Genomic DNA, 24,457 nt, shown 5'->3' on the forward strand with positions numbered 1-24,457 from the left:
GCGGGCGCCCTCGGGCAGGCTTGTGCTCACCACAACGGCACGAGCTACCGGAGACAACGATGACCACCACCCCCGGCACCCCCGCCGCCTCCGCCTCCGCCGCCTCCGAGACCGAGCGCACCCGCGCCGTGGCGCTGGAGTTGCTGCGGCGGGTCGGAGAAGGCGAACCCGCCCTGATCGCCGGGCTGTTCGCCGAGCGGGTCGACTGGTTCATCGCCGAGAACCCGACGGTGCCGTGGATCCGTCCGCGTACCACCCGCGCCGATGTGGCGGACCACTTCGGCGAACTGGCCGCCGGGCAGCGGCCCGACCCCGCGTTCTCCTCGGTCGAGATGGTGCTCGCCGACGGCAAGCAGGCTGTGGTGACGGGGCAGTTGGCCGGGACGGTACGGGCGACGGGCAAGACGTTCCGCTCGCCCTTCGCGATGCGGCTCACCGTCGAGGACGGGCTGATCACCGGCTACCGCATCTACGAGGACAGCCTCGCGATAGCCGCCGCCTGCGCGGACTGACCGGGAACGGGATCAGTCGAGTACGACGACGTCCTCGGCCGCGAAGGCCGCCCCGACCGCCGTCCCCTCGGGCGGCGCCTCCCGCAGGCCGCACTCCGCCTCCAGCACCGGCGCATCGCCGTCGGGACGCAGCAGTACGGCGACGCGGCTGCCCCGGAACGTGCGCGCCTCGACCGTGCAGCGCAGGCCGTCCGCCGGGGCGACGAGCCGTACCCCGGCAGGCCGTACCAGCAGCGTACGGTCGCCCTGCGCGGAGCCTTCGGGCACCGGGAGCTTGCCCCAGCGGGTGTCGGCCGTCCGGCCGATGACGGTGGCGGGCACGACGTTGTCGAAGCCGAGGAAGCGCGCGACGAACGCGGAAGCGGGCCGCTGCCAGACCTCAAGAGGCGTGCCGGTCTGGGCGATTCGTCCGTCCCGCATCACCACCACCCGGTCGGCGAGCGCGAACGCCTCGCCCTGGTCGTGCGTGACGGCGAGCACGGTCGTGCCCAACCGGCCGAACAGCAGCCGCAGTTCGACGACGAGCCGTTCTCGCAGACTCCGGTCGAGCTGGCCCAGCGGCTCGTCCAGCATCAGCAGCCGCGGCTCGGGCGCGAGCGCGCGGGCGAGCGCGACGCGCTGCTGCTCGCCGCCCGACAGCGCGGCGACGGCCCGCCGCCCCGCGCCGGGCAGGCCGACGAGGTCGAGCAACTCGTCCACGCGGCGCCGCTGTTCGTCGCGGGAGGCGCCGCGCATCCGCAGTCCGAAGGCGACATTGCCGCCGACGTCGCGCTGCGGGAAGAGCTGGTGGTCCTGGAACATCAGGCCGACCCCGCGCCGGTGCACCGGCACCCCCGACTGGTCGGCGCCGTCGAGCAGCACCCGTCCGGCGTCGGCGGGTTGCAGCCCGGCGACGACCCGCAGCAGGGTGGACTTGCCGCTGCCGCTGGGGCCGAGCACGCAGACGATCTCGTGCTCGGCGATCTCCAGGTCCACCGCGTCGACTGCCGTGCGCTCGCCGAACCGCGCCGTCACGTCCGCCAGGGTCAGCAGGGCCATCAGAACTCTCCGGAGCTGTCGGTGCGGACACGTTCGAGTACGAGCAGGGAGACCGCGCACACGATCATCAGGACCGTGCTCAGGGCCATCGCCTCGCCGTAGTTCAGCTCCCCCGGCCTGCCGAGCAGCCGCGCCACGGCCACCGGCAGCGTCGGGCTGTCGGGCCTGGCGATGAAGACCGTCGCGCCGAACTCGCCGAGCGAGACGGCGAAGGCGAAGCCGGCGGCGACGAGCAGCGCCCGCCGCACCATGGGCAGATCGACCTCGCGCCAGACCCGCAGCGGCGAGGCGCCGAGGACGGCCGCGGCCTCGCGGAGCCGGCCGTCCACGGCCCGCAGCACCGGCAGCATGGTCCGTACGACGAAGGGGACGCCGACCAGCGCCTGGGCGAGCGGCACCAGGATCCAGGACTGCCGCAGGTCCAGCGGCGGTTTGTCGAGCGTGATGAGGAAGCCGAAGCCGACGGTCACGGCCGAGACGCCGAGCGGCAGCATCAGCAGCGCGTCGAAGCCCCGGACGAACCGGCCCGCCCTGCGGGTGAGCGCCGCGGCGGCGAGGCCGCCGATCGCGAGCGCGATGACGGTCGCGACCAGGGCGTACCGCAGTGAGTTCCACACGGCGTCCAGCGCCGGTACGAGGAAGGTGCCGCCCGCGTCGAGACGGCCGAGCGCCCGGTAGTAGGCGAAGCCGTAGCCGCCGGGCACGTCCAGCGAGCGTTCGACCAGCACGCCGAGCGGCAGCAGGAGCAGCAGCGCGATGCTCGCCAGCACCCCGGCGAGCAGGGTCCACTGCCCGGCGCCGCGCGGCCGGTGCGCGCTCAGCGCCGGGTCGACGAGCTTCAGGGTGGTCTCGCGCTTGCGTACGGTCCAGGCGTGCACGGCGAGGATCGCGCCGACGGCGACGAACTGGACGAGCGTCAGCACGGCGGCCGTCGGCAGGTCGAGCAACTGCGCGGTCTGCCGGTAGATCTCCACCTCCAGGGTGGAGTAGCCGGGCCCGCCCAGGATCTGGACGACGCCGAAGGACGTGAAGGAGAACAGGAAGACCATCAGGGCGCCGGCGGCGACGGCGGGCGCGAGCGCGGGCAGCGTCACCCGCCACCACGCGGCGGCCCGGCCGGCGCCGAGGACCCGCGCCGCTTCCTCCTGGCGCGGGTCGAGTTGCGACCAGAGGCCGCCGACGGTCCGTACGACCACGGCGTAGTTGAAGAAGACATGGGCGAGGAGGATCGCCCAGACCGTGGTGTCGAGCCGTACGCCCCACAGTTCGTCCAGCACCCCGCCGCGGCCGACCAGCGCCAGGAACGCGGTGCCCACGACGACGGTCGGCAGCACGAACGGCACGGTGACCACGGCGCGCAGGAGCTGTTTGCCGGGGAAGTCGAAGCGGGCGAAGACATAGGCGGCGGGCAGCGCCACCAGCAGGGTGAGCAGGGTGGACGCCAGGGCCTGCCAGGTGGTGAACCACAGGACGTGCAGGATGTCGGGCCGGCCGAGCACGTCGCCGATCCGGCCGAACTGCCAGCCGCTGCTGGTCTTCAGGCCCCTGCCGACGATGGCGACGACGGGATAGCCGAAGAAGACGCCGAAGAACGCGACGGGCAGGGCCATCAGGCCCAGCCGCACCGCGTTCCCCCGGCTGTGTGCGGTCACTTCACCACGAGTGAGGACCACGACTGGATCCACTGCTCGCGGTTGGCGGCGATCCGGTCGGGTGCCACGGTCGCGGGCTTGGGGACCGCGGTGCCGAACTTGGTGTACAGCTCGGGCAGTTTCGCGCCCTTGACGACCGGGTTCACGAACATGGTGAGCGGCATGTCCTCCTGGAACTTCTTGCTGATCAGGAAGTCGATTAGGGCCCTGCCGCCGGCCGGGTTCTTCGCCCCGTCGAGCAGCCCGGCGAACTCGATCTGCCGGAAGCAGGTGCCGGTGGAGACGCCGGTCGGCGCCTGGGCCGGCTGCGGCTTGGCGTACAGCACCTCGGCCGGGGGGCTCGACGCGTACGAGACGACGAGCGGCCGGTCCGCCTTGGCCTTCTTGCCGCCGGCCGATCCGGAGAAGTCCTCGTTGTAGGCCTGCTCCCAACTGTCCACGACCTGGACGCCGTTGGCCTTCAGCTTCGTCCAGTAGTCCTGCCAGCCTTCGTCGCCGTACCGCGCGACCGTGCCGAGCAGGAAGCCGAGGCCCGGCGACGAGGTCGCGACGTTCTCGGTGACCAGGAGGTTCTTGTACTGGGGCTTGATCAGATCGTCGAAGGTCTGCGGCGGCGCGAGCTTCTTGTCGGCGAAGTACTTCTTGTCGTAGTTGACGCAGAGATCGCCGCTGTCGACGGGGGTGACCCGGTGCTCGGCCTTGTCGAGCTGGGTGTCGGCTTCGACCTGGCCGAGGCCCTTGGCGGCGTACGGCGTGAAGAGGCCGTTGTCGAGGGCGCGGGAGAGCAGGGTGTTGTCGACGCCGAAGAAGACGTCGCCCTGCGGCGAACCCTTGGTGAGGACGGCCTTGTTGACGGCCTCCCCCGCGTCGCCGCTCTTGAGCACCTTGACCGGGTAGCCGGTCTCCTTGGTGAACGCCTTCATGACGGCGGGCGAGGCGGCCCACGAGTCGTGGCTGACGAGCGTGACTGTCTTGGACTTGGCGCCCCCGCCGCTGCCGCTGCCGCTGCCGCCGCCTGCCGACGCGTCGGAACTGTCGGAGCCGCAGGCGGCGAGGGTCGAGACACCGAGCGCGGCGGCGATCGCCACGGCCGTCATTCTCCGGGTGTTGCTCACTGAATTCCTCCTGGATGTCCAGGAGAAGACGCGGCCCTGCCCGGTGGTCCGCTCGCGGTGAGCGGAATCCGGGCAGGGCGCAACAGCTTGAGGGATGTCCGAACTTCCTACCCAGAATGACCTGGGCAAGGTTCAGAGGGTCTGCGGCCTCTGCCCGTCGTGACGGACATGTGCCGCACTCTCAGCGCTGTGGCGCTCCCCTGTCGGAATGTGACTGTGCGGTTATACAGGAAAAGATTACCCGCAATCTGCCCTGAAACCCGCTGCGGGCCTTACCGCTCGGTAGCGGCAAGCTGCCCGCAGGCCCCGTCGATCTCCTGGCCGCGGGTGTCCCGTACGGTCACGGGCACGCCGTGGGCGGCGATGGCATCGACGAACGCCTTCTCGTCCTCGGGCCGTGACGCGGTCCACTTCGAGCCGGGCGTCGGGTTGAGCGGGATCAGGTTGACGTGCACCCGCTTGCCCTTGAGCAGCCGGCCCAGCCGGTCACCGCGCCAGGCCTGGTCGTTGATGTCCCGGATGAGCGCGTACTCGATCGAGATCCGACGGCCCGACTTCTCGGCGTACTCCCAGGCGGCGTCCAGCACCTCGCGGACGTTCCACCGGGTGTTGACCGGCACGAGCGTGTCCCGCAGCTCGTCGTCCGGGGCGTGCAGCGAGACGGCGAGGCGGCACTTGAACCCCTCGTCGGCGAAGCGCAGCATCGCGGGCACCAGCCCGACGGTCGACACCGTGATCCCGCGCTGCGAGATCCCGAGCCCGTCCGGCTCGGGGTCGGTCAGCCGCCGGATCGCGCCGACCACCCGCTTGTAGTTGGCGAGCGGCTCGCCCATGCCCATGAAGACGATGTTCGACAGCCGCGAGGGCCCCCCGGGCACCTCCCCGTCACGCAGGGCGCGCATGCCGTCCACGATCTGGTGCACGATCTCGGCGGTCGACAGATTCCGGTCGAGCCCCGCCTGCCCCGTCGCACAGAACGGGCAGTTCATCCCGCAGCCGGCCTGCGAGGAGATGCACATCGTCACCCGGTCCGGGTAGCGCATCAGCACGGACTCGACGAGCGTGCCGTCATGCAGCCGCCAGAGCGTCTTGCGGGTGGTGTCGTCGTCGCACGAGATGTGCCGCACCACCGACATCAAGTCAGGCAGCAGCTCGGCGGCAAGCTTCTGCCGCGAGGCGGCGGGGATGTCGGTCCACTGCTCGGGGTCGTGGGCATAGCGCGCGAAGTAGTGCTGCGAGAGCTGCTTGGCACGAAACGCCTTCTCCCCCATGGCGGCAACAGCCTCACGCCGCTCGACAGGACTGAGATCGGCAAGATGCCGCGGCGGCTTCTTGGCGCCGCGGGGCGCGACAAAAGTGAGTTCTCCGGGTACAGGCATGGTCGTACCAGTGTCGCAGACGTACGGAGCGGGGCCCGCTGTCCTGTGGACAAGGGGCCCCGCTCGGGTGCGCGGGTGGGTTCCGGGTGGTCAGGAGCCTACGAAGAGGACCAGGAGCAGCCAGACCACCGGGGCGGTCGGGAGGAGGGAGTCCAGGCGGTCCATGATGCCGCCGTGGCCGGGCAGGAGGGTGCCCATGTCCTTGATTCCCAGGTCGCGCTTGATCATGGACTCGCCGAGGTCGCCGAGGGTGGCGCTGGCGGCGACGCCGAGGCCCAGGAGCAGGCCCTGCCACCAGATTCCGTCGTCGATCAGGAACTGCATGCACAGCGCGCCGGCCACCATCGAGAAGGCGACCGCGCCGAGCAGGCCCTCGCGGGTCTTGCCAGGACTGATGCGCGGGGCGAGCTTGTGGGTGCCGAAGCGCCAGCCGACCGCGTAGGCGCCGGTGTCGCTGACGACGGTCAGGACCAGGAACATCAGGACGCGCTGCGGGCCGTCGTCCGCCCTCAGCAGCATCGCGACGAACGTGGCCAGGAACGGCACGTAGAACGCGGCGAAGACGCCTGCCGTGACGTCCCGGAGGTAGCCCTCGGGAGGTTCGGTCATCCGCCAGACCAGCACGGCGAGCGCGGTCAGGGCCATCGCGACCCAGGCGCCCTCGGCTCCGCGTACGTAACCGGCGACGACCATCGCGGCTCCGCCGACGGCCAGCGGTACGAGCGGGGCCTTGATGCCCTTCTTCTCGGCCAGCCGGGAGGTCAGCTCCCACAGCCCGACGACGACGGCCACGGCGACGACGCCGACGAAGACGGCCTTGACGATGAAGAGGGAGGCGATGACCACGGCGCCGAGCCCCAGGCCGACCCCTATCGCCGCGCGCAGGTCACGGCCGGCCCGTTTCTTCTGCGGCGGCGGTGGCGGTGCTGCGGGCATGGGCTCCTGCGGGATCTCGTCGCGGAACAGGGGGCCGCCCGGCCGAGCAGCCCCCCGGCCGGCATCCTGGTCCCCGCCGTCGGCGGGTTCGTCGGGCACGATGGGCATGGGGCGAGTCTGCTGTGCCTCATGCTCATCGTATGCGGGACCCGCCGGGGCAGCCCCCTGGTCGGGCGGCCCCCAGTAGCCGGCGGTCGGCGGGGTGCCCCAGGAAGAGTCGTTCATCAGACTTCGAGCAGCTCGGCTTCCTTGTGCTTCAGGAGCTCGTCGACCTGGGCGACGTACTTCGCCGTGGTGTCGTCGAGCTCCTTCTCCGCGCGGCGGCCCTCGTCCTCGCCGACCTCGCCGTCCTTGACGAACTTGTCGATCGTCTCCTTGGCCTTGCGGCGCACGGCGCGGATCGAGATCTTCGAGTCCTCGGCCTTGGTCTTGGCGACCTTGATGAACTCCTTGCGGCGGTCCTGGGTCAGCTCGGGGAAGACCACCCGGATGATGTTGCCGTCGTTGCTCGGATTGACACCGAGGTCGGAGTCGCGGATCGCCTGCTCGATGTTGCGCAGCGCCGTCTTGTCGAACGGGGTCACCACGGCCATCCGCGCCTCGGGCACGGCGAACGAGGCGAGCTGGTTGATCGGGGTCAAGGCGCCGTAGTAGTCAGCCACGATCTTGTTGAACATCGCCGGATGCGCACGCCCCGTGCGGATCGCTGCGAAGTCGTCTTTGGCGACCAGGACGGCCTTCTCCATCTTCTCCTCGGCCTCGAGGAGGGTCTCTTCGATCACCACTTGCTCCTGCGTGTCTTGAGTGGGCCCGGTGTGTCTGCTGCCGGTCCCGGCGGAACCTGCGTCGCGTCTTCTCCTGCACGGTGTCCGACCGGCAGGGCTTTGTCCATCCCCGTGCGGGGCCGCTCCGGAGTCAGCTCCGGGTGCCCTGGTCGCTCACGAGAGTGCCGATCTTCTCACCCTTGACCGCACGCGCGATATTGCCCTCGGCCAGCAATTCGAAGACCAGGATGGGCAGTTTGTTGTCCTGGCACAGCGTGATCGCCGTCATGTCGGCGACGCGCAGGCCGCCGGCGATGACCTCGCTGTACTCCAGGGCGTCGAACTTGACGGCCGAGGGGTTGATCTTGGGGTCGGAGTCGTAGACGCCGTCCACGCCGTTCTTCCCCATCAGCAGCAGTTCGGCGTCGATCTCCAGCGCGCGCTGGGCCGCTGTGGTGTCGGTGGAGAAGTACGGCATGCCCATGCCCGCGCCGAAGATCACCACGCGGCCCTTCTCCAGATGGCGCACGGCACGCAGCGGGATGTACGGCTCGGCGACCTGGCCCATGGTGATGGCGGTCTGGACGCGGGAGTCGATGCCTTCCTTCTCCAGGAAGTCCTGGAGGGCGAGGCAGTTCATGACGGTGCCGAGCATGCCCATGTAGTCGGAGCGGGCCCGGTCCATGCCGCGCTGCTGCAGCTCGGCGCCGCGGAAGAAGTTGCCGCCGCCGATGACGATGGCGATCTCCGCGCCGTCGCGTACGACGGCCGCGATCTCGCGGGCGATGGCATGCACGACGTCGGGGTCGACGCCGAGCCCTCCGCCGCCGGCGAACGCCTCACCGGACAGCTTCAGCATGAAGCGGCCGGCCTTCTTGCCGGGGTCGCTCTTGTCGTCGGCAGACTGGTTGGCGTCCGCGCCCTTGTTCATGGGATCTCCTCGTGCACATACGAAGAAGGCCATTGCCGGTGGGTGGGTGTGTCCCTTTCGGCAATGGCCTCCTCGTCAGGTCTGCGGTCGTCCGGCGTGTACACGGCCGACGACTGCTCCAGACCCTAGCGGGATCCGCCGTCGTTCGCGTACGACTGCTGCGACGTCAGGCGCCGACGCGGATGCGCGCGAAGCGCTTCAGCGTGACACCGGCCTCGTCCAGGATCTTCTTGACGCTCTTCTTGTTGTCCTTGGCGAACGGCTGGTCGAGGAGGGTGACCTCCTTGAAGAAGCCGTTGACCCGGCCTTCGACGATCTTCGGCAGGGCTGCCTCGGGCTTGCCCTCCTCGCGGGAGGTGGCCTCGGCGACGCGGCGCTCGTTCTCGACGACGTCGGCGGGGACGTCCTCGCGCGTCAGGTACTGCGGGGAGAAGGCCGCGATGTGCTGCGCCAGGTCCTTGGCGATCGTCGCGTTCTCCTTGTCCAGCTCGACCAGGACGCCGACCTGCGGCGGGAGGTCGGGCATGGTGCGGTGCATGTACGACGCCACGTAGCCGCCATCGGCCGGGAACTGCGCGAAGCGGTCCAGGACGATCTTCTCGCCGAGGTTGGCGTTGGCCTCGTCCACGTACGCCTGGACGGTCTTGCCGGCCTCGATCTCGCTGCTCAGCAGAGCGGCGATGTCGGCGGGGGTGGTCTTGGCGACGTGCTCGGCGATCGCGGTGGCGACGGCCTGGAACCGGTCGCCCTTGGCGACGAAGTCCGTCTCGCACTTCAGCTCGACCAGCACGCCCGAGGTGTTGTCGGCGGCGATGAGGGAGACCACCGCGCCGTTCTCGGCGCTGCGGCTCTCGCGCTTCGCGACGCCCTTCTGGCCCTTGACGCGCAGGACCTCGACGGCCTTGTCGACATCGCCGTCGGCCTCGACCAGGGCCTTCTTGCAGTCCATCATGCCGGCGCCGGTCAGCTCGCGGAGCTTCTTGACGTCAGCGGCGGTGTAGTTCGCCATGTCTGTGAGTCTCTCTCGGAAGTCGAAGATCTACGGGTGGACGGCGGGGGTCTTGTGGACCCCCGCCGTCAGCAACCGAACCTTGTGAGGGTCAGGCCTTCTCGGCGTCCGCGGCCGGAGCCGACTCCTCGGCCTCGGCCGGGGCAGCGGCCTCGGCGGGAGCGGCGGTCTCCTCGGCCTGCTCGGCGTCGGCGACCTTCTCCGTCTCGGCGGAGGTCTGGACCTCGGCCGGGGCTTCGGCGGTGGCCTCGGCGTCGGCGTCGGCCGGCTTCTCGGCCTGCTCGCCTTCGGCGGCCTTCTTGTCACCGGTCAGCAGGTCGCGCTCCCACTCGGCGAGCGGCTCACCTGCGGCCTTCTCACCCGGCTTCTGGTCGCCGGTCGCGGCACCGGAGCGGGCGATGAGGCCCTCGGCGACGGCGTCGGCGATCACGCGGGTGAGCAGGGTGACGGAACGGATCGCGTCGTCGTTGCCCGGGATCTTGTAGTCGACCTCGTCCGGGTCGCAGTTGGTGTCGAGGATCGCGACGACCGGGATGTGGAGCTTGCGCGCCTCACCGACGGCGATGTGCTCCTTCTTGGTGTCCACGATCCAGACGGCGCTGGGCACCTTCTGCATCTCGCGGATACCGCCGAGGGTCTTCTCCAGCTTGGTCTTCTCGCGGGAGAGGACCAGCAGCTCCTTCTTGGTGAGGCCGGACGCGGCCACATCGTCGAAGTCGATCTGCTCAAGCTCCTTGAGGCGCTGCAGACGCTTGTAGACGGTGGAGAAGTTGGTCAGCATGCCGCCGAGCCAGCGCTGGTTGACGTAGGGCATGCCCACGCGCGTCGCCTGCTCGGCGATCGCTTCCTGCGCCTGCTTCTTGGTGCCGACGAACATGATGGAGCCGCCGTGGGCGACGGTCTCCTTGACGAACTCGTAGGCGCGGTCGATGTACGACAGCGACTGGAGCAGGTCGATGATGTAGATGCCGTTGCGCTCCGTGAAGATGAAACGCTTCATCTTCGGGTTCCAACGGCGGGTCTGGTGACCGAAGTGGACGCCGCTTTCCAGCAGCTCCCGCATCGTGACGACGGCCATGGCCGTACTCCTCGGATACTCGGTTGTCGCGGCCGCCGGACGGCGGTCGCGCCTGACGCCCCGGCGCGCTGTGCCACGAAGGACCGAGTGGCGCGGACATCGGCGCGATGAGCGGCCGATGGCGGGGCGTGCGAAGTCGACCCGGTGACCCGGATCGCCACAAGAAGTGTACGGGACCTTCGCACCCCCGGGTGACGGCGCTGTCCACAACCGGTCGGTACTCCACAGATCCGGTTCATGATCAACGCGAACCGGTCGAAACGCGGCACCGTACGCGTCATGATCACTGTTCGTTCGCTGCTCGGGCCGCTCCTGGCCGTCCTGCTCGTCACCGCTCCCGGGGCTCTCTCGGGAGTCGCTTCCGGGGCCGCTCCCGGGGCCGTGTGGCCGGTGGAGCCGCGGCCTGCCGTGGTGCGCGGCTGGGAGCCGCCCGCCTCCCTGTACGGGCGGGGCCACCGCGGGGTGGATCTCGCCGCCGCCCCCGGCGCTCCGGTACGGGCCGCGGCCGGCGGACGGGTCGCCTTCGCCGGCCGGGTCGCCGGGCGCGGGGTGCTGTCCGTCGCGCTGACCGGTACGGGCGATCCGCCGCTGCGCACCACGTACGAACCGGTGGAACCGCTCGTCGCCGAGGGGGCCGAGGTGACCGCGGGGCAGGTGGTGGCCACGCTGGCGCCGGGCCCCGCGCACTGCGCCGGAGGATGTCTGCACTGGGGGCTACTGCGCGGCGCGGTGTATCTGAACCCGCTGTCCCTGCTGCCGCCGGACCTGCTGCGCCGGGGCCCGTCCCGGCTGCTGCCGGTCCTCGGGGTGGCGCAGTCCGAGAGCCGAACCGTGCGCCGGCCCGTGCGTCAGCCCTTGACGACGCCGCGCAGCGCCATCGAGACGGCGGCCTCGGCGATCTCGGCGGGCTCCTCGGCCGCGCCCAGCTCGATCCGGCGGACCGCCGCGTCGACGACCCCCTGGAGGAGCATCGCGGCGAGCCTCGGCTGCGCGTGGCCGAGTTCGGCCAGGGCCTCCACGATCATGGCGATCAGACCGCCGTGCGCGGCGCGGATCTTCTCCCGCGCGCCGTCGTCCAGCTCACCGGCCGAGATGGCGACGACGGCGCGGTGCCTGCGGTCGCCGACCAGCGCCAGTTGCCTGCGCACATAGGCCTCGACCTGGGCCTGCGGGGTTTCGGCTCCGGCCATCGCCGTCTCGACCTCCGCCGCCCAGCGGGGGAAGTCGACGGCGCACAGCTCCTCGACGACGGCGGCGCGGGAGCGGAAGTACTCGTAGACCGAGGATCTGGCGAGGCCGGTGCGCTCGGCGAGGGCGGGGAAGGTCAGCGCTTCCGTACCGCCTTCGGACAGCAAGGAACGCGCGGCGTCCAGCAGGGCGTCGCGCTGCATGGTCCGGTGCTCGGCCACCGAGGCCGCTCGAATCCTGGGCACGGCCCCACTCTACGGACGAGGCGGGCACGATTCAGCGGCAGATCGGCGTCAACGTCCGACGTCGGCCAGTTTGGCGCGCAACTGCAGGACGGACTTGGTGTGGATCTGGCTGACCCTGCTCTCCGTCACCCCGAGGACGTTGCCGATCTCGGCGAGCGTGAGGCCTTCGTAGTAGTAGAGCGTGACCACGGTCTTCTCCCGGTCGGGGAGCGTGTTGATCGCGCGGGCGAGCAGCCTGCGCAGTTCGCGGCCCTCGGCGACCTCGACGGGGTTGTCGGCCGCCGTGTCCTCCAGGGTGTCCATCAGACTGAGCCGGTCACCGCCCTCACCGCCGACATGCAGCAGCTCTTCCAGGGCGACCACGTTGGCGAGGGACAACTGGCTGAAAACGGCGTGCAGTTCTTCGAGCTGGATCCCCATCTCCGCGGCGACCTCGGCCTCGGAGGGGGTACGGCGCAACTGCGCCTCCAGGGTCGCGTACGCCCGCTCGACGGCCCGCGCCTTCTGCCGCACGGAGCGCGGGATCCAGTCCAGCGCCCGGAGTTCGTCGATGATCGCGCCGCGGATCCGGGTGATCGCGTACGTCTCGAACTTGATCGACCGCTCGATGTCGAACTTCTCGATCGCGTCGATGAGCCCGAAGACGCCGGACGACACGAAGTCCGCCTGCTCGACGTTGGACGGCAGCCCCACGCTCACCCGGCCGGCGACGTACTTCACCAGCGGTGAGTAGTGCAGGATCAACTGCTCGCGCAGCCGCTTCTCACCCGTGGTCTTGTACGACCGCCACAGCGCGTCGAGCGCCGACGGTGCGGTAGGCCGCTCGGCGCTCCGGGCGGCTGGGGGCGCTGCCCGGGGCGCCGTGCGGTCGGACCCGGAGGTGTGCTGGGGCATGCGTTGCCTTGAGCCGTTCTGCTGTGAAGTGCGGGGGGAAAGCGTGGGGGCTGTCCGTCTGGGCCGGAATCCTGGTGAGCGTAGCGTGACTGAGGAGTCGCGGTGCGCGAGGAACGGGCGGCCGTTCCTCCCGGTGTCACGGCCGCCGGCAGGGTTATCCCCGATAGAAATACAAAGGTCATCGCTCTCACCATTTCACCCGAATGCCCCAGGTCAAGCACCGCCTCGCCGGGTCGCGACCGGCTCTGCGGCGGGGAAGGCGGGGCGCCAGGTGTCGCCGCGCCGTTCGACGAACCCCAACGAGTGGAGTTCGTAGAGCTTGCCGAGCGCGTCGTCCGGTGTCGTACCGGCCGCCGCCGCGATCTGCCGGACGTCGGCCGCGCCCCCGCCCGGCAGGGCCTCCAGCACCCGGGCGCCGACCGGGTCGAGCAGGTCCCTGGGCAGCACGGGACCGGTGCGGGGCGGGGCGAGATCGCCGATGTCACCGACCAGCTCCGCCACTTCGGCCGCGTCCGTGACCAGCACTCCTTCGCCGCGCAGCAGCTCGTGCACCCCGGCCGACAGACCGCTGGTCGCAGGTCCTGGGACTCCTATCGTGTGCCGCCCGAGCCGCTGCGCGCTGCGGGCCGTGACCAGTGAGCCGCTGCGGTACTGCGCCTCCACCACGACCGTGCCCCGGGTGAGCGCGGCGATCACGCGGTTGCGCAGGATGAACCTGCTGCGGGTCGGGTGGTCGCCGGGCGGCAATTCGCCGATGACCAGACCCTGTTCGGCGATGCGTGCGATCAACTCGGCATGACCGCGCGGATAGACGACGTCGACCCCGCAGGCCAGGACGGCGACCGTCGCACCGCCGGCGGCGAGGGCGCCGCGGTGGGCCGCGGCGTCCACCCCGAACGCGCCGCCGGACACCACGACCCAGCCGCGCTCGGCCAGTCCCGCGCCGATGGCCGCCGCCATGTGTGCCCCGTACGGAGTACACGCCCGCGCCCCGACCACGGCGACGGAGCGCAGCGCCCACAGCCGCAGATCGGGTCCGCCGCGCACCCAGAGCCCGACGGGGACCGCCGGTCCGAGGTCGTCGAGCTGGCTGGGCCACTCCTGGTCGCCGGGGCAGACGAACCGGCCGCCGAGGGCGGCCACCGCCGCCAGATCGCGCTCGGGCCGGGCCGCCGCGGCCCGCGCCCGGTATCCGGCGAGCCGCTGCCCGCTCACCTCACCGAGCCACTCGCGCCGCTCCCCCGCCCCGCCGTCGGGCGCCGAGAGCCCGGCCAGCACCTCGCGCGGACCGTACCGGCGCAGCCACGCGCCGCCGCTCTCGTCGCCCGGCTCGAAGATCCGCGTGAGCGCGGCCCGCGCCAGCCGCTCCTCGGCCCCGCCCGCGCGGGTGCCGGACGTCATGACCTGCTCCCGGCGGCGGCCGGTACGCCCCTGGCGACGCCGGTACGCAACTCCAGCGCGAGCGCCACGTCCCGCTCCTGCGGCCGGTCGCGTCCCGCGAGGTCGGCGACGGTCCAGGCGACCCGCAGCACCCGGTCGAGGCCCCGGGCGGTGAGCAGTCCGCGCTCCAGATCGCGCTCGGCTGCGGCGAGCGCGCCGGGGGCGACGAGCCAGCGGGTGCGCAGCTCATGCCCCGGTACCTCGCTGTTGATGGTCCAGGGTGTGCCGTCGAGCCGGGCGGCGGAGCGCGCCCTGGCCTCGGCGACCCGCGCCGCGACGGCGGCCGTCGGCTCTCCTCTGCCGCCCTGCCCCATCAGATCGGCGCGCTGGACCGGTTCGACCCGCACCCGCAGATCGACCCGGTCGAGCAGCGGCCCGGAGAGCCGCGCCTGGTAGCGGCGGATCGCGGACGGCGGGCACTCGCAGCCGGCGCCTTGCAGGGTGTGCCGCCCGCAGGGGCACGGGTTGGCGGCGAGGATCATCAGGAAGCGGGCGGGCAGCCGCACCACGCCGGCGCTGCGGGCCACCACCACATGACCCGATTCGAGGGGCTGGCGCAGCGCGTCCAGGGCCCGCCCGGAGAATTCGGGCGCTTCGTCGAGAAAGAGAATCCCGCGGTGCGCGAGCGACACGGCGCCGGGCCGCGGCATCCCGTTCCCGCCGCCGACCAGGGACTGCATCGTCGCCGAGTGGTGCGGCGCGCAGTAGGGCGCCGCACGGACCAGCGGCTGCCCCGGCGGCAGCATGCCGGCCACCGAGTGCACCGCGGTGACCTCCAGGGCCTCCTGCCGGGTCAGCGGCGGCAGCACGCCCGGCAGCCGCTCGGCCAGCATCGTCTTGCCCGCGCCCGGCGGGCCGTGCAGCAGCAGATGGTGGCCGCCGGCCGCCGCGACCTCCAGGGCCGTACGCGCCTCGGCCTGTCCCGCCACGTCGGAGAGGTCGGGGCGGTGGCCGCCGTCCGCCCCCGCGCCCATGGCCAGCCCTGTGCCCACTCCGGCGCCCGGCACCAGCAGCCCGGCCAGCATGGGGTCGGGGCGCCCTTCCAGGGTCTCCTCGGGCTCCTCCGGCACGGGCCCGTCCGTCAGCACGGCGATGAGCTGGCGCAGGCTGCGGACGCCGAGGACCGAGACGCCGGGTACGAGGGCCGCCTCGCCTGCGGTCGGCTCGGGGACGACGACCTGCCGGTACCCCGCCTCGGCCGCCGCCAGCACCGCGGGCAGCACGCCCCGTACGGGCCTGACCCGGCCGTCGAGGCCCAGCTCCCCGATCAGCACCAGATCGGCGATCGCCTTGGGATCGATCCGCTCGGCGGCGCCCAGCACACTGGCCGCCACGGCGAGATCGAAGCCGCTCCCGCTCTTCGGTACGGAGGCGGGGCTCAGCCCCACCGTGAGTTTCTTCTGCGGCCATTCGGCGCCGGAGTTGACCACGGCGGCCCTGACCCGGTCCCGGCTCTCCACGAGGCTCTTGTCGGGCAGCCCGACCAGGGTGAAGGCGGCCACTCCCGGCTCCAGATCGGCCTGGACCTCGACCACCACGCCTTCGACGCCCACCAGCGCCACCGAGCACGCACGCGCGAACCCCATCAGGCCACCCCCCGCGCGTGCTCCAGCACGGGCGCGCCGCGGTCCGGCAGCACCACTCCGACGAGATCGATCCGCACCCCGCCGGGCGGCGGGCCGCCCGAGCGCTCAAGCCAGCAGTCGGCCAGCCGTCTCAGCCGCGCCGCCTTGGCCGGTGTCACCGCGGCCATCGGATGCTCGAACGAGTCGGCTCTGCGGGTCTTGACCTCGCAGACCACCAGCACGTCCGCGTCCATCGCCACGATGTCGATCTCGCCGGTCCTGCCGCACCGCCAGTTCCGCGCGAGCACGGTCATCCCCGCCGCGACCAGCCGTCGCGCCGCCAGATTCTCGCCGTACCGCCCCAGTGCCCCCGTCGCGTTCATCTCGGCACCACCTCCACCGCCGACTCTGACGCCTTTGCCGGAATCAAGTGGATCTTGGTGGATAACCCTGTATCTGTGGACAACTCGGCCACTCGCAGGGGTGCCTCAGGGGTGGCGGCTCACTCTCTTCAGCCGCCCGGCAGTTCGAGATCGCTCTTGTTCAGCTCCTCGATGTTCACGTCCTTGAATGTGAGCACCCGGACCTGTTTGACGAACCTGGCCGGCCTGTACATGTCCCAGACCCAGGCGTCCGCCATGGTCACCTCGAAGAAAACCTCACCCTGCACCGAGTGCACCTGCATCTCGTAGTCGTTGGTGAGATAGAAGCGGCGCTCGGTCTCGATCACATATTTGAACAGACCGACGACATCGCGGTACTCCCGGTAGAGCTTCAGCTCCATCTCGGTCTCGTACTTTTCGAGGTCCTCGGCGCTCATGGCATGTTCCCCTTCAGCCGTACGTCCCCCCATTGTGCTCCGGCGCCTCTCACCCCTAGACGATTTCGGGGTCGAGGATCACCGGCTCATCCGGAGGACCCTCGTCGAGCAGCCTGCGCAGCAGCCCGGCGAGCCTGGTCGGATACACCGTCTCACGCGACGCCGACAGTTCGGCGGAGGTCCACCACCTCGACCCGGCGACACTGCGGCGTTCCAGCTCCGTCAGCCCCGCGGACGAGGTGTCGGTCTGTGTCGTACGTGCCAGGAAGTACCACTCGTCCTGGTGCCAGCGGCGGCCGTCGAACGGGAACGAGCAGATCCGCTGCCACAGCACCGGGCCGAGATCCACCTGTGTGATCCCCGTCTCCTCGGCCAGCTCGCGCAGCGCGGCGTCCCGTCTGGTCTCGTCGCCCTCCAGACCTCCGCCCGGGGTGAACCACCACGTGTCGGCGGGGTCGGCCGGTTCGAACCCGCGCAGCAGCAGGATCCGGTCGTCGGGGTCGAGCAGCACCACCCGCGCCACTTTCCGCACCGTCTCGCCGCCCGGCACGTCAGCGGGCACCCGCGGACACCTCGCCCGTCCTGGCGCCCCGCCGGGGCCTGGACAGCCGGTCCAGCAGCGGCCCGAGGGCAGCGCCGCCCAGGATCAGTACGGCGCCGGCGATCACGGCCGCGACCATCAGCTTCAGCGGCCCCGGCCGGGACACCCCGCCCGGCAGCGCGGCGAAGGAGGCGGGACGGCCGATCATGCTCCCCAGCGGCCAGGCGACGGCGTCCACCCGCGCCCGCACCTCGGAGCGCGGCACGGAGCCCTGATCGGGGTCCTGGAGGTGGACGCGCGAGTCCAGCGAACCGCTGCGCTCGTCACCGAGCATGAAGAGCTGCCCCTTCGGCACCGACGCTGAGAAGGCGGTCGCCGAGGCGAGCCCGCCGATGGCCTTCCGGGTGTACGGCTCGTCGATCGGCTTGCCGTTGACGGTGAGCCGGCCGCGGCTGTCGCAGCAGGCGACCTTGTCGCCGCCGACCCCGGCCACCCGCTTCACCATGGGCAGATCGCCCCACTGCTTGTCCTTGAAGACCACCACGTCGCCGCGCCGCACGTCGGCGCCGGATATCCGCTGGGCGAGCACCCGGTCGCCCGCGTCCACCGTCGGCGTCATCGACTCGGTCGGCACCGTGTACGGCTGGTAGACGACGGCGCCCCAGACGAACCCTCCGAGGAAGAGCACACAGCCGACGGCCACGGCCAGCCCCGACAGCACACTGCCGAGGCGGCCGTGGCCGTCGTTGTTCCGTCCTGTCCCGCTCATCCCAGCGCTCCCATGTCCGGAGGGTGATCCTCGGAGACCGAGGGCGATCGTCGGAGACCGACGATCCGGGACGGCACCTTACCCGGGGTTACGCCCGGTTCGCCCGCGAGTCCGCCGAGCTGAGCCCGCGGGCCCGCCGCTTCCTGCGCCACAGCACCAGCGGGAAGGCGCCCACCAGGCCGACCGCCACCGGAGCCGCGCCGGCCGCCGCGCTCAGCCCCGACTGGTCGAAGGTGCTCGGCACGGACAGCGCGTCCCACCGGTTGACCGGCCAGGCCACGACGATGGCCCGGCCGACGACCTCGTCGGTGGAGACCGTGCCGTTGCCGGGCAGCGACTGGTGGTAGCGGGAGTCGAGCGAGTTCTGCCGGTGGTCGCCCATGACCCAGATACGGCCGTCGGGGACCTTGATCGGCCCGAACGGCTCGTCGTCGCACGGAGTGTTGCCGGGGTAGATGTACCCGGACTCCTGCAGCGCGTGCCCGTTGACCTTGACCTTGCCGCCCTTGTCGCAGCTCACCGTGTCACCGCCGACCGCGATGACCCGCTTGATCAGGTCCTTCTCCTCGGCCGACGGCATCAGGCCGATGAAGCTGAGGAACTTCTGCGCCACGTTCGGATCCGGCGTCGGGGTGTCCTCCAGCCAGCCGCCCGGGTCGTGGAAGACGACCACCTCGCCGCGCTCCGGCTCGGCGCCGAACCACGGGGTGAGCTTGTCCACCAGCACCCGGTCGCCCCGCTGCAGGGTGTCCTGCATCGAGTCGGAAGGGATGGAGAACGCCTGCACCAGGAAGGTCTTGATCAGCAGCGCCAGTACCAGCGCGATCCCGATCAGCAGGGGCAGCTCCTTCCAGAAGGAGCGCTGCTTGCGCGGCCTGCCGGCCTCGCCGTCGTCTTCCCCGTCGCCCTCGCCGCCACCGGGGCCGCCACTGCCGCCGTACTCGGTGCCGCTCCCGGATTCCGTGCCCGCTCCGCTCCCCGGCGCCGCCGGTTTCGTCATGTCGTTCGTCATATCGGTCACGGCTGCGGGCGACTCGGCGAGCTGCTCGTGTCCCTCCTCGGGACCATCGTGTCCGGATCGTGCGCCGACCGCCACGTCCCCCACATCCACTCCTTCACTCCGTGCGATTCACTCTGCGATTCGCTCTGTACGAGCCGTACGAGCGCCTGTCCCGCTTCCAGGACAGGACCACCACTCCCATAACGACCGGGAGTTCCGCAGGGCCCGGGGGCCGGACCAATCCGTTGCGATCCTGGGGATCACACTATTCGTACGTACTGACGCCGCCGCGGGGCCCGCACGCGCGTCGGCCACCGAAGCGTACGTGCCCGGTTCCTCCAGTCTGCGCCAGTGGCCGAACGGCCAGGCGATGACCACCGCACGCCCCACGACCTCGGACTCCGCCACCGTGCCCTGGTATTTCTCGTTGAGATGGAAGCGGGAATCGGCCGAGTCGGAGCGGTGATCTCCCATGACGAAGATCCGCCCGGCCGGCACCTTCACTTCGAACGAGAGTGTGGACGGCGGGTTCCCGGGGTGCAGATACGGCTCGTTCAGCGGCGTTCCGTTGACGGTGACTTTGCCATCCTTGTCACAACATTTGACGGTGTCACCGCCGACCGCGATCACCCGCTTGATCAGATCCTGCTCGTCGGCCGACGGCAGCAGTCCGATGAACGTGAGTCCCTGCTTGAGCTGCTTGACGCCCGCGGGAGAGGTGTCGGCGGTGGGCTTCTCGTCCTTCAGCCAGCCGCCGGGGTCCTTGAAGACCACCACGTCGCCGCGGCTCGGCTTCGAGCCGAACCAAGGCGTCAGCTTGTCCACCAGGACGCGGTCGCTGATCCGGATCGTCTCCTCCATCGAACCGGAGGGGATCACGAACGCCTGCACCAGGAAGGTCTTGAGCACGAGCGCGATGAGCACGGCGACGACGATCAGGACGGGCACCTCGACCACGGCCGACCTGCGGCGCCGGTTCTTGACCCGGCGCGCCAGCTTGCGCCGCTCGGCGCGGCCGGGGAGCGCGGGCCGCCCGTCGGTCGGCCGGGTGCCCGTGGGCAGCCGGGTGTCGGACCCGTGGCTGGCCGGCCGGCCGCGCTTACCCACGGGCGCCGCCGGCGTCTCGTACGCCCTGGAAGGCGCCGGTCCGCTTCAGCGTGGTCCAGTGGGCGAACGGCCAGCCGATCCAGTCGGTCCTGCCGATCACCCGGTCCACGGGCACCACACCGCCGCCGGGCTCGCCGAGATGGTCCCGGGAGTCGCGGGAGATGCCCCGGTGGTCGCCCATGACCCACAGCCGTCCGGTGGGCACCACGATGTCGAACTCGACCTCGGAAGGCGCGTCCCCGGGGTACACGTAGCGCTCGTTCACCGCCCGGCCGTTCACCTCGACCCTGCCCCTCTTGTCGCAGCAGACCACATGGTCGCCGCCCACCCCGACCACGCGCTTGACGAAATCGGTCTCGGCGGGCTCGGCGAGACCGAGGGCCGCGGCCGCCCCGTGCAGCAGTGAGGTGACGGGATTGCCCGGCGGCGGCTCCTGGACGAAGGATCCGGTGCCGTCGAAGACGATCACGTCGCCGCGCTGCGGCACAGCACCGAAACGGTACGCCAACTTGTTGACCAGTACACGGTCGCCGACGCGCAGCGTCGGCTCCATCGAGCCGCTGGGGATCAGGAAGGGCTGCACCACGAAATGGCTGAACAGGAGCACGACGACGACGCAGAGAGCGCCGAGGAACACGAGCCTGCGCCACGTGAGCCCGGTGAAACGTGAGAAGCGCGACCCCGCTTCCGCCCCGGTCGGGGATGCGGAAGAGGGGTCGCGCTCCATGTCACGTTCTTCGGTGTCCATCGCGCCCAGAGCTTATCCGGCGGCGCCGCGGACCCGTGCGCGATCGAGCCCGCGGGCTCAGTTGTCGCGCTTCTCCTTGATCTTCGCGGCCTTGCCGCGCAGCTCACGGAGGTAGTACAGCTTGGCGCGGCGGACGTCGCCACGGCTCACGAGCTCGATCTTCTCGAAGATCGGGCTGTGCGCGGGGAAGGTGCGCTCGACGCCGACGGAGAAGGAGACCTTGCGGACCGTGAAGGTCTCGCGGACGCCCGAGCCCTGGCGGCGGATGACTACGCCCTTGAACTGCTGGATACGGGACCGGTTGCCTTCGATGACTCGTACGTGCACGTTGACCGTGTCACCGGGGCGGAAGGCCGGGAGGTCGGTGCGCAGCGAGGTGGCGTCGACGGTCTCTAGCAGGCTGGACATGAAAGATCTGCTTCCTCGTTGATGCCACAGGTCATCAACGGCGATGTCGTAATGAGAGTTCGGGGTGTGCCGTTCGCGTCGGGCGGGCGTCGTTCCCCCTGTGGCAGGGGCGCACTCCGGACGTACAGCAACGGCTCATTCTTCCATGGCGGCGGGCCTGCGCCAAAATCGGCCGCCGGGCTCCGGTGCCCAGCCCATGATGGAGAGCGTCTCGCGGTCCTTCTTGTCGAAGGCGGCGGCGTCCCAGCGCTCGATCATGTCGGGCCGGTTGGCGGCGGTACGGCGCAGGGCCTCGTCCCGGCGCCAGCGCGCGATCTTCCCGTGGTGGCCGCTCAGCAGGATGTCCGGGATCCCCCGGCCGCGCCACTGCGGGGGCTTGGTGTAGACGGGCCCTTCGAGCAGGTTGGCCATGGCGCCGGGCGCGAACGAGTCGTCCTGGTGGGACTCGGCGTTGCCGAGGACGCCGGGCAGCAGCCGGGCCACCGCTTCCGTGATGACGAGGACGGCCGCCTCGCCGCCGGCCAGCACGTAGTCGCCGATGGACACCTCGTGGACCGGCATGCGGCTCGCGTACTCGTCGACGACCCGGCGGTCGATGCCTTCGTAGCGGGCCGGGGTGAAGATCAGCCAGGGGCGCTCGGAGAGTTCGACGGCGAGTTCCTGGGTGAAGGGCCGGCCGCTGGGGGTGGGGACGACGAGTACGGGGCTGCGGGCGCCCGACTCGTAGCCGTCCGCCAGCGCCTCGTCGAGCGACTCGCCCCACGGGCCGGTCTTCATGACCATGCCGGGGCCGCCCCCGTACGGGGTGTCGTCGACCGTGTTGTGCCGGTCGTGGGTCCACTGCCGCAGATCGTGTACGTGTACGTCGAGCAGGCCGCGGGCGCGTGCCTTGCCGACGAGGGAGACGTTCAGCGGGTCCAGGTACTCGGGGAAGATCGTGACGACGTCCAGCCGCATCAGGCGTCGCCCTTGGCGGGGGCGTCATCGGTGGCGGCGGAGGCGCCGGCGGCGGTGTCCTCAGCGGCCTCGCCCTTGCCCGCCACTTCCGCAGCGCCGTCGTCCAGCAGTCCGGGCGGCGGGGTGATCACGGCCCGCTGCTCTTCGAGGTCGATCTCCGTGACGATCTTCTCGACGAACGGGATCATCACCTCGCTGCCGTCGGGGCGCTCCACGATGAACAGGTCCTGCGAGGGCAGGTGGGTGATCTCGGTGATCCGGCCGATCTCCGTGCCGTCGGCCAGGACGACGTCCAGGTCCATCAACTGGTGGTCGTAGTACTCCTCCGGGTCCTCGGGGAGTTCCTCCGGGTCGATCTCGGCGATGAGCAGGGTGTTGCGCAGCGCCTCGGCCCCCGAGCGGTCGCTCACGCCGTCGAAACGCAGCAGCAGCCTTCCGCTGTGCACCCGGCCCGTCTCGATCGTCAGCGGTCCGACGGAGGCCGGTTCGGTGGCGAGCACGGCGCCGGGCCCGAGCCGCAGTTCGGGCTCGTCCGTGCGCACCTCGACGGTGACCTCGCCTTTGATCCCATGGGCGCGCCCGATGCGCGCCACTACCAACTGCACGGTGCTCGTTTCTCCTGTCGTACGACGACGGGCCGGGAAGGGCCGCGAAGGTCCTTCCCGGCCCGTGCCGGTGTCACAACTTCAGTCAGCGGACCTGGTCCACGTCGACGAGGTCGACGCGGATGCCACGGCCGCCGATGGCGCCCACGACGGTCCGCAGCGCGCGTGCGGTGCGGCCGTTGCGGCCGATCACCTTACCGAGGTCGTCGGGGTGGACCCGGACCTCCAGTACGCGGCCGCGGCGCAGGTTGCGCGAGGCGACCTGCACTTCGTCGGGGTTGTCGACGATGCCCTTCACGAGGTGCTCGAGAGCCTCCTCGAGCATGCTCAGGCCTCGGTCGGCTCGGCGGCGGCCGGGGACTCGGTCCCGGCGTCGTCCGCCTTCTTGTCGGCCTTCTTCGCCTTCTGGGTGATGGCCTCACCCTTGGGCTCGTCGCCGGCGTCCTTCGTGGCGGCCTCGAAGAGGGCGCGCTTGTCGGCCTTGGGCTCCGGCATGAGCAGCGGCGCGGGGGCCGGCAGTCCCTTATGGGCCTGCCAGTCACCGGTGAGCTTGAGGATCGCGAGGACCGGCTCGGTCGGCTGGGCGCCGACGGACAGCCAGTAGCGCGCGCGGTCCGAGTCGACCTCGATACGCGAGGGGTTCTGCACCGGGTGGTACAGGCCGATCTCCTCGATGGCCCGGCCGTCGCGGCGGGTACGGGAGTCGGCGACGATGATGCGGTAGTGAGGCGAACGGATCTTGCCCAGACGCTTCAGCTTGATCTTGACTGCCACGGGAGTGGTGTCTCCTGGTCTTGACGTGGTTGGGCACGGCGGGAATGCCACGTGGGGTTGCGGCACCCGAAATGCCCGATGGACGCGTCAGCCGGAGGAGAGAGGGGTCCTGTGCGACTGTCGAGTGCAGCTTGCCATTGTGCCACACACCTGCGGTGGGGCTTGACCCGGCAGGAGAGGCACGGACGGCGGCGCGCTGCGGAGCTGCCCGGCACTTCAGCTCGCAGCGGCGACCACTTCCTGTTCCGGGATGCGGAACGGCTTGAGACAGCCGCCGCAGACGATGGGCGCCTGCGCGAGGACCGAGGGCACGACCCGTACGTTGCGCCCGCAGTCGCAGACCGCCTTGACCCGGACGCCCCCGCCGGACGAGCCGTGCCGGGCGGCCGGACCCCGGAAGCTGCGCTTGGTGTCGGCCGCCGTCGCGACGGTGTGCGCCTTGAGAGCGCGCTGCAGCCGCTCCATGGTCGGCCGGTAGCGGCGCTTGGCCTCGGGGCTGAGCAGGACCAGCGAGAAGCCGCTGCTGGGATGCGGCTCGTCGGGGTGGTCCAGACCCATCTCCTCGGCGATCGCGAGGAATCGGCGGTTGTGGTAGCGGCCTGCGCGCGAGGTGTCACGGACGCCTCTGGCTGCGGCAATGCCATGGACCGCTTCGTGAAGCAGTCGTTCGAAGGAGAGCTCGGCGCCGCAGGCGGACGAGGACTCTCCGATCAGGGACTCTGGCGCGGCAAGATCGGGCAGCTCGGGGTGGTGCCGCTGAATATCGGCCCACGCCTGCGCCAGCTCTGCGGCGAGAACAGGTGGTGTCGTGCTCACGTCGTGAATAACGAGCAGAACGGCTCCCGGGTTCCATTACGGGGCATCCCAAATAATTTGCACGTACCCGTCAGTTGCCGTTGATGCGTCCTGACGAGGGCGGGTGCGTCTATCTGCGGAGAAGCCTCACAGCTCACACCAAGGTGGTACGTAGCGACTCGTACGC

Annotated in this window: 26 protein-coding genes and 2 pseudogenes; 2 read left to right on the forward strand and 26 right to left on the reverse strand. The window is 70.8% G+C overall.

Going from position 1 to position 24,457, the window contains the following annotated elements:
• Window positions 1–59: 59 nt before the first annotated feature.
• Window positions 60–512 carry a nuclear transport factor 2 family protein gene (locus tag ACZ63I_RS33635; protein WP_469343235.1) on the forward strand — a complete coding sequence of 151 codons (453 nt, stop codon included), beginning with the start codon at window positions 60–62 and terminating at the stop codon, window positions 510–512.
• Window positions 513–524: 12 nt separating this feature from the next.
• On the opposite strand, the gene ACZ63I_RS33640 is transcribed toward ACZ63I_RS33635, so the two are convergent.
• From ACZ63I_RS33640 to rpsB, 9 genes are all read right to left on the reverse strand, one after another.
• On the reverse strand, window positions 525–1,550 hold the full coding sequence (locus ACZ63I_RS33640) for an ABC transporter ATP-binding protein (RefSeq protein WP_469343237.1): 1,026 nt from the start codon (window positions 1,548–1,550) through the stop codon (window positions 525–527).
• Complete coding sequence (locus ACZ63I_RS33645; protein WP_469343278.1) at window positions 1,550–3,175, reverse strand: ABC transporter permease; 1,626 nt, start codon at window positions 3,173–3,175, stop codon at window positions 1,550–1,552. Before ACZ63I_RS33645 ends, ACZ63I_RS33640 begins: the two co-directional genes overlap by 1 nt.
• A 23-nt stretch (window positions 3,176–3,198) precedes the next feature.
• Entirely contained in the window at window positions 3,199–4,299 is a 1,101-nt protein-coding gene (locus ACZ63I_RS33650) for a thiamine ABC transporter substrate-binding protein (protein ID WP_469343280.1), read from the reverse strand.
• A gap of 290 nt (window positions 4,300–4,589) precedes the next feature.
• Window positions 4,590–5,696 carry a dual-specificity RNA methyltransferase RlmN gene (gene rlmN, locus ACZ63I_RS33655; RefSeq protein ID WP_469343238.1) on the reverse strand — a complete coding sequence of 369 codons (1,107 nt, stop codon included), beginning with the start codon at window positions 5,694–5,696 and terminating at the stop codon, window positions 4,590–4,592.
• A 90-nt stretch (window positions 5,697–5,786) separates the two neighbouring features.
• A complete protein-coding gene (locus ACZ63I_RS33660) occupies window positions 5,787–6,857 on the reverse strand; it encodes a phosphatidate cytidylyltransferase (protein ID WP_469343239.1) in 1,071 nt (356 codons plus the stop codon).
• Window positions 6,857–7,414: a ribosome recycling factor gene (gene frr / locus ACZ63I_RS33665; protein WP_469343241.1), complete on the reverse strand. Its 558-nt coding sequence runs from the start codon at window positions 7,412–7,414 to the stop codon at window positions 6,857–6,859. The genes ACZ63I_RS33660 and frr overlap by 1 nt, the downstream gene beginning before the upstream one ends.
• 133 nt (window positions 7,415–7,547) lie before the next feature.
• Window positions 7,548–8,327 (reverse strand): UMP kinase, encoded by a 780-nt coding sequence (pyrH, locus tag ACZ63I_RS33670; RefSeq protein WP_469343243.1) that lies wholly within the window; start codon window positions 8,325–8,327, stop codon window positions 7,548–7,550.
• A 166-nt stretch (window positions 8,328–8,493) separates the two neighbouring features.
• Entirely contained in the window at window positions 8,494–9,336 is an 843-nt protein-coding gene (gene tsf / locus ACZ63I_RS33675; protein WP_469343244.1) for a translation elongation factor Ts, read from the reverse strand.
• Window positions 9,337–9,427: 91 nt separating this feature from the next.
• Window positions 9,428–10,414, reverse strand: a complete 987-nt coding sequence (gene rpsB, locus ACZ63I_RS33680; RefSeq protein ID WP_469343245.1) for a 30S ribosomal protein S2 — start codon at window positions 10,412–10,414, stop codon at window positions 9,428–9,430.
• Window positions 10,415–10,693: 279 nt separating this feature from the next.
• Here rpsB and ACZ63I_RS33685 point away from each other — a divergent pair.
• Window positions 10,694–11,224 (forward strand): annotated as a pseudogene (locus tag ACZ63I_RS33685) (peptidoglycan DD-metalloendopeptidase family protein); the annotation flags it as partial.
• A gap of 38 nt (window positions 11,225–11,262) precedes the next feature.
• Here ACZ63I_RS33685 and ACZ63I_RS33690 read toward each other — a convergent pair.
• From ACZ63I_RS33690 to ACZ63I_RS33770, 17 genes and pseudogenes are all read right to left on the reverse strand, one after another.
• The gene (locus ACZ63I_RS33690) at window positions 11,263–11,805 is read right to left on the reverse strand and encodes a TetR/AcrR family transcriptional regulator (RefSeq protein ID WP_469343281.1); all 543 of its coding nucleotides are present in this window, start codon (window positions 11,803–11,805) and stop codon (window positions 11,263–11,265) included.
• Between the two features lie 90 nt (window positions 11,806–11,895).
• The gene (gene whiG, locus ACZ63I_RS33695) at window positions 11,896–12,741 is read right to left on the reverse strand and encodes an RNA polymerase sigma factor WhiG (RefSeq protein WP_041983893.1); all 846 of its coding nucleotides are present in this window, start codon (window positions 12,739–12,741) and stop codon (window positions 11,896–11,898) included.
• Window positions 12,742–12,954: 213 nt separating this feature from the next.
• Window positions 12,955–14,142 carry a DNA-processing protein DprA gene (gene dprA / locus ACZ63I_RS33700; RefSeq protein ID WP_469343246.1) on the reverse strand — a complete coding sequence of 396 codons (1,188 nt, stop codon included), beginning with the start codon at window positions 14,140–14,142 and terminating at the stop codon, window positions 12,955–12,957.
• Entirely contained in the window at window positions 14,139–15,767 is a 1,629-nt protein-coding gene (locus ACZ63I_RS33705) for a YifB family Mg chelatase-like AAA ATPase (RefSeq protein WP_469343247.1), read from the reverse strand. Before ACZ63I_RS33705 ends, dprA begins: the two co-directional genes overlap by 4 nt.
• Window positions 15,767–16,129: a YraN family protein gene (locus ACZ63I_RS33710; protein ID WP_469343248.1), complete on the reverse strand. Its 363-nt coding sequence runs from the start codon at window positions 16,127–16,129 to the stop codon at window positions 15,767–15,769. Before ACZ63I_RS33710 ends, ACZ63I_RS33705 begins: the two co-directional genes overlap by 1 nt.
• 128 nt (window positions 16,130–16,257) lie before the next feature.
• Window positions 16,258–16,566 carry a DUF2469 domain-containing protein gene (locus ACZ63I_RS33715; RefSeq protein ID WP_014675276.1) on the reverse strand — a complete coding sequence of 103 codons (309 nt, stop codon included), beginning with the start codon at window positions 16,564–16,566 and terminating at the stop codon, window positions 16,258–16,260.
• A gap of 55 nt (window positions 16,567–16,621) precedes the next feature.
• Window positions 16,622–17,128: an NUDIX hydrolase gene (locus ACZ63I_RS33720; RefSeq protein ID WP_469343250.1), complete on the reverse strand. Its 507-nt coding sequence runs from the start codon at window positions 17,126–17,128 to the stop codon at window positions 16,622–16,624.
• Complete coding sequence (lepB, locus tag ACZ63I_RS33725; protein WP_469343251.1) at window positions 17,118–17,876, reverse strand: signal peptidase I; 759 nt, start codon at window positions 17,874–17,876, stop codon at window positions 17,118–17,120. The genes ACZ63I_RS33720 and lepB (ACZ63I_RS33725) overlap by 11 nt, the downstream gene beginning before the upstream one ends.
• Before the next feature lie 88 nt (window positions 17,877–17,964).
• Entirely contained in the window at window positions 17,965–18,972 is a 1,008-nt protein-coding gene (lepB, locus tag ACZ63I_RS33730) for a signal peptidase I (RefSeq protein WP_469343283.1), read from the reverse strand.
• Window positions 18,902–19,983, reverse strand: a pseudogene (gene lepB / locus ACZ63I_RS33735) (signal peptidase I); the annotation flags it as partial. The gene lepB (ACZ63I_RS33730) and the pseudogene lepB (ACZ63I_RS33735), both read right to left, overlap by 71 nt.
• The gene (gene lepB, locus ACZ63I_RS33740; RefSeq protein WP_469343252.1) at window positions 19,976–20,731 is read right to left on the reverse strand and encodes a signal peptidase I; all 756 of its coding nucleotides are present in this window, start codon (window positions 20,729–20,731) and stop codon (window positions 19,976–19,978) included. The pseudogene lepB (ACZ63I_RS33735) and the gene lepB (ACZ63I_RS33740), both read right to left, overlap by 8 nt.
• Before the next feature lie 57 nt (window positions 20,732–20,788).
• The gene (rplS, locus tag ACZ63I_RS33745) at window positions 20,789–21,139 is read right to left on the reverse strand and encodes a 50S ribosomal protein L19 (RefSeq protein WP_041983945.1); all 351 of its coding nucleotides are present in this window, start codon (window positions 21,137–21,139) and stop codon (window positions 20,789–20,791) included.
• A 135-nt stretch (window positions 21,140–21,274) separates the two neighbouring features.
• Window positions 21,275–22,096: a tRNA (guanosine(37)-N1)-methyltransferase TrmD gene (gene trmD, locus ACZ63I_RS33750; protein ID WP_469343254.1), complete on the reverse strand. Its 822-nt coding sequence runs from the start codon at window positions 22,094–22,096 to the stop codon at window positions 21,275–21,277.
• Window positions 22,096–22,701, reverse strand: coding sequence for a ribosome maturation factor RimM (rimM, locus tag ACZ63I_RS33755; protein WP_469343255.1), 606 nt, complete (start codon window positions 22,699–22,701; stop codon window positions 22,096–22,098). The genes trmD and rimM overlap by 1 nt, the downstream gene beginning before the upstream one ends.
• Before the next feature lie 85 nt (window positions 22,702–22,786).
• A complete protein-coding gene (locus ACZ63I_RS33760; RefSeq protein ID WP_020868149.1) occupies window positions 22,787–23,026 on the reverse strand; it encodes an RNA-binding protein in 240 nt (79 codons plus the stop codon).
• Window positions 23,027–23,028: 2 nt separating this feature from the next.
• Window positions 23,029–23,475 (reverse strand): 30S ribosomal protein S16, encoded by a 447-nt coding sequence (rpsP, locus tag ACZ63I_RS33765; RefSeq protein WP_469343256.1) that lies wholly within the window; start codon window positions 23,473–23,475, stop codon window positions 23,029–23,031.
• A gap of 216 nt (window positions 23,476–23,691) precedes the next feature.
• The gene (locus tag ACZ63I_RS33770) at window positions 23,692–24,291 is read right to left on the reverse strand and encodes a hypothetical protein (protein ID WP_469343257.1); all 600 of its coding nucleotides are present in this window, start codon (window positions 24,289–24,291) and stop codon (window positions 23,692–23,694) included.
• Window positions 24,292–24,457: the final 166 nt, after the last annotated feature.

It is taken from the genome of Streptomyces sp. NPDC087906, from assembly GCF_055584925.1.